1 protein-coding gene is annotated in these 697 nt (G+C 60.8%); it reads right to left on the bottom strand.

Annotated features, from left to right (window positions below; genetic code table 11):
• A partial coding sequence (locus tag NKJ12_RS32145; RefSeq protein WP_352707738.1) for an AMP-binding protein occupies positions 1 to 697 on the bottom strand: 697 nt, incomplete at both ends.

The following is a 697-nucleotide window of genomic DNA, read 5'->3' as shown; positions in this document are numbered from 1 at the left end:
GGTACAGCCGGTCGCCCTCCACAAACGGGCTGGCGATGAACCGCTCGGCCGTCAGCTCCGGCCGGTTCAGGTAGCCACGCGCAACCCCCGCCCCGCCGATATAGAGCTCGCCCACCGCCCCGAACGGCACCGGCCCACCATGAGCGTCCAGCAGGTAGATCCGCGTGTTCGCAATCGGACGGCCAATATGCGGCACGGCGTTGTCACTGAGAAGTCGTCCCGACGTTGCCACAACGGTGACTTCCGTAGGGCCATAGTTGTTTATCAACTTGAGAGGAGACGGTATCCGGGAAGGAACACGCTGGAGACGATCACCGCCGATCAGCAAATGTCCCAATTTTGGATTTACCAGCTCGTCTTGCAATGCGGTTATAGCCAGCGGTGTGGCTAGAAAGGCGGCGTCCAGTGGTTGATCACGCCACCATTGCAACAGACGCGAGGAATCTCCTGCTGCCGCCCTGGGCGGGAGCAGCAATGTGCTACGATTGCATAATGCGGACCATAGCTCCCAGGTGCTGGCGTCAAAAGCCACTGCAGCCGTGAGTGTGCAGCAGGTTTCTGGTTGCGGACAAAACGTTTGCACATGCCATGCTGTAAGATTGACCACTCCGCGATGCTCGACCATGACGCCCTTGGGCGTCCCGGTGGAGCCCGAGGTGTAGATGATGTAGGCGAGCTGGCGGGGGGTGAGCCCCAG

Source organism: Mesorhizobium sp. M0195 (assembly GCF_040322115.1).
Taxonomy (GTDB): Bacteria; Pseudomonadota; Alphaproteobacteria; order Rhizobiales; family Rhizobiaceae; genus Mesorhizobium.
This window is presented reverse-complemented; position numbering and strand designations above follow the sequence as displayed.